Origin of the sequence: Streptomyces silaceus, from assembly GCF_001419745.1 — a bacterium.
Classification (GTDB): Bacteria; Actinomycetota; Actinomycetes; order Streptomycetales; family Streptomycetaceae; genus Streptomyces; species Streptomyces silaceus.
In genome coordinates this window covers 1-1966 of sequence record NZ_LIRJ01000627.1, presented here as the reverse complement: position 1 = coordinate 1966, position 1966 = coordinate 1, and the positions used below count along the sequence as shown (strand labels likewise).

The window sequence follows — 1966 nt, the reverse complement described above, 5'->3', positions numbered from 1 at the left end:
TTTCCCCGAGGGTGCTGTTACCGTCCCCGCATGTCTGACCCTCCCACGACCCCGCCCGTGTCCCCGCCCGTGTCCCCGCCCGTCTCCCCGGACGACGTCACCCGAGCCGTGCGGCTGGCCGTCGGCACGCTGCGCGAGGGCGGTGGGCCCGACGTGGACTGGGGCGTCAAGGCCCATGGGCTGGAGTGGACCTGCTGGGAGACCGGCGAGCACCTCGCGGACGACCTGTTCACGTACGCCGCCCAGCTCGGGCCCCAGCACCCGCCCCAGGACACCGAGGTCCCCTTCCTCTGGTACCGCCACCGTCCCGAAGGGCCCGCCAACGTCACCTTCGCCGACCGCGGGGCCGGCGTCCCGGGGCTGCTCCAGGTCCTGGAGTCGTGCGGCGCCCTCCTGACCGGCATGGTCGCCACCACGCCCCCCACGGTCCGCGCCCACCACGTCTGGGGCGCCTCCGACCCGGAGGGCTTCGCCGCGATGGGCATCGTGGAGACCCTCGTCCACACGTACGACATCGCGCACGGCCTCGGCATCGGCGACCGCTGGGACCCGCCCGCCGACCTCTGCGCCCGCGTGCTCCACCGCCTCTTCCCCGACGCCCCCACCGACACGGACCCCTGGCCCACCCTCCTGTGGGCGACCGGCCGCGGCGAGCTGCCCGGTCACCCGCGCCGGACCGAGTGGCGCTGGTACGGAGCGCCCAGGGTCTGACCCCCGAGGTCGGAACGAGCGCTTCCCCGTCCCAGGCGGGCGTTCCATGGGAGTGGTGTTCTCGCAGTTCAGGGTGGGTTCTCGTGTTCCAGCGTTCCTGATGTTCCGGCGCTCCTTGCCCGGGTCGGACGGGAACGGATTCTCTGTTCCCCGTCAGCCGCCACGGCGACGTACCGACGGACCGAAGCGCCGGCGTACCGGCGTACACCGGCGCATCGGACACGCACACCACGCATCTCACGGGGGATCCCATGGAGCTCACGCACGCCTCGAAGACCCTGCTCGCCGGCCTCGCGCTCATCGGCTCGCTCTCGCTCACCGCCTGCAACGGCGACGACACCGCGGGCGGCAGCTCGGACGCGGCCCCGGCCGGCTCGTCCTCCAGCTCCTCCTCGGGCGGCTCCGGCGAGAGCGGCGGCAGCAGCAACGGGAGCGGCAGCGGTACCAGCGGCAAGAGCGACGGCGACTCCCCGCAGGGCACCGCCGCCGGCACCGGCTCCAACGAGAACGGCAAGGTCGAGATCTGCCGCAGCGACGAGCTGGAGGTCTCCGCCACCGACAACACGACCGGCGAGGAGGAGGGCGTCGTCACCGTCGCCTTCAAGAACGGCGGCGGCCGCGACTGCTCCATCAACGGCTACGCCGGCGTCGACCTGAAGACCGCCACCGGCGACACCCTCTCCGTGGACCGCAACGGCGAGCAGGTCCACCCGGACATCCTCAAGGACGGCGAGACCGCGGCCTTCAACATCGAGTTCCCGGTCAACAACACCGGCGGCTCCGGCGTGCGCGTCACCAAGATCCTGGTGACCCCGCCGAACGAGACCAAGACCGTCACCGTCGACTGGCCGGCCGGCACCCTCCCGGTCAGCGAGTCGGGCTCCGGCCGGCTGTCCATCGGTCCGGTCACCAAGGTCAGCGACTCCCCCGCCGGCTGACGACCCGCCAGCCGTCGGCCAGCCCGTCGGTACGGATACGTGAGTGAACCCCTGTGACCCAGGAAACGCCCTGGTCGCAGGGGTTCAGTCGACTCCGCCCCGCCGGTTGACGTGTCCCCAACCATCCTCGAACGTAGGGGAATTGGGCGTTATGCGCTGCCGCTCGGTGCGGTTGGCACCGACGTTTCGGTGCGGTCGGCACCGGCGTCGCGGCCTGCATGGCGCGTCCCACGGCTGGGGGGAGCCGACGACCATGGAGTCACGGGATCAGCACGGGCACCGCCCCAGTGGCACATTCGGCCCGCCCCCTTCCCTCC

General features: G+C 72.3%; 2 protein-coding genes. Both read left to right on the top strand.

All coding sequences use genetic code 11. The features are described 5' to 3' along the window. Positions 1-30 precede the first annotated feature (30 nt). Entirely contained in the window at positions 31-711 is a 681-nt protein-coding gene (locus tag AOK22_RS37970; protein WP_208606509.1) for a hypothetical protein, read from the top strand. Positions 712-962: 251 nt separating this feature from the next. Beyond that, the gene (locus AOK22_RS37965; RefSeq protein ID WP_055703199.1) at positions 963-1649 is read left to right on the top strand and encodes a DUF4232 domain-containing protein; all 687 of its coding nucleotides are present in this window, start codon (positions 963-965) and stop codon (positions 1647-1649) included. Positions 1650-1966 lie beyond the last annotated feature (317 nt).

Bases quoted from the DNA above. Each gene is read 5' to 3' on its own strand.
- AOK22_RS37970 (WP_208606509.1), top strand. From the start codon at position 31: ATGTCTGACCCTCCCACGACCCCGCCCGTGTCCCCGCCCGTGTCCCCG.
- AOK22_RS37965 (WP_055703199.1), top strand. From the start codon at position 963: ATGGAGCTCACGCACGCCTCGAAGACCCTGCTCGCCGGCCTCGCGCTC.